We start from the raw sequence: 897 nt of genomic DNA on the forward strand, positions 1-897 counted from the left end.
TTCTCCCAGGCCTCGATAGCCTTCTCGGCGATCACCGGATGGTACAGCCGCCCGTCTGAGCACTCGACCCAGCCATAGAGTGCACCCTCGGCGACGCGCTCCCATTCGGCGACCACCCGGCCGTAACCGGCGAACTTCGAAAGCTGCTTCGGATCCTTGGGCAACGACCCAGCCGGAGACTGGTGCCATGAGGCGCACCACAGCAGGATCGCCGCCCTGAACTCGTCGCCCGTGATCTCATCCACGATCGAGGAATCGCGCAGGCGCCCGACCTCGAGCGGCATGAAGGCAAAGTCGCGCAGGTCGATATGCGCAGGCACGAGGGGGTCAGGAAGCGGATTGGTCATAGGCTCAGGCCCCAGGCTGAAGGTTGCGGATGGCATTCAGAGCCGGGTCGATCCAGGCGCGCACGATGTGGTTCGCGCGACCGATCCGGTTCTTGTCGATGATGATTTCGAGGAGGTGCCGGCAGCCCGCGTGCTCGGCGAGCGCTTCGGGGTTCTGCTCCCGGTATTTGCCTGACCGCTCGATGTAGTAGGCAGGGCGGTAGAGGAACGCGACGGCGTCCGAGTTCTCCTCGAACGCGCCGGCGCCGCGGATGTCCGCGAGGCTGGGCCGGCGATCATCGACGGACTTCCCCTCGGTGTTCCGGTGGCACTGCGCGAGCAGCAGGACCGGCACGCCGAGGTGCTTGGCCAGGGAGAGAGCGCCGTCGGCGACCTCCTTCAGGCCCTCGTCCTCGCGATTGTAGGCGCGGGACGGGCGGACGATGTGCGCGTGGTCGATCACCACCATGCCGAGCGGCACACCCTTACGGGCATACGAGTTCGCCAGTCGGTCGGAGGCGGCAGCGATGTCACCGATGGTGCGCCCGCCACCGTCCTCGATGTGGAAGTG

The 897-nt window shown here is 66.6% G+C and carries 2 protein-coding genes; both read right to left on the reverse strand.

Annotation, left to right across the window (positions count from 1 at the left end; genetic code table 11):
- The coding region (locus tag MKK51_RS21045; protein WP_243980581.1) for a DUF1376 domain-containing protein at window positions 1-320 on the reverse strand (320 nt) is incomplete at its 3' end.
- 31 nt (window positions 321-351) lie between these two features.
- A partial coding sequence (locus MKK51_RS21050; RefSeq protein WP_243980583.1) for a DnaB-like helicase C-terminal domain-containing protein occupies window positions 352-897 on the reverse strand: 546 nt, incomplete at its 5' end.

Source organism: Methylobacterium sp. E-045 (genome assembly GCF_022829685.1).
Lineage (GTDB): Bacteria > Pseudomonadota > Alphaproteobacteria > Rhizobiales > Beijerinckiaceae > Methylobacterium.